Annotated in this window: 1 protein-coding gene; it reads left to right on the top strand. The window is 58.6% G+C overall.

Annotation, left to right across the window (positions count from 1 at the left end):
- The coding region (locus KVT27_RS25360; protein WP_217582247.1) for an alkaline phosphatase at positions 1-256 on the top strand (256 nt) is incomplete at both ends.

Below are 256 nucleotides of genomic sequence, written 5' to 3'. Positions count from 1 at the left end.
ATGTCGGATGACGAGGTTGCGCTCATTCTCAAAGGCGACGGTTCGTCTTACGGGCGCGCAGGCGGATACAATGCCGTCATTTCCAAAAGGCTGGCTGTAGGCTGGACGGGGCATGGCCACACAGGGATCGATGTTGGCGTCTGGGCATACGGTCCGATCGCTTCGCTGGTGAAAGGCGACATCGACAATACCGACATCGCCAAAAGCGGCGCACAAGTCATCGGAGCTGATCTGGCTGCGGCTACCAAAGACCTGC

Source organism: Lysinibacillus sp. GbtcB16 (assembly GCF_019091145.1).
GTDB lineage: Bacteria > Bacillota > Bacilli > Bacillales_A > Planococcaceae > Lysinibacillus > Lysinibacillus fusiformis.
This window is presented reverse-complemented; position numbering and strand designations above follow the sequence as displayed.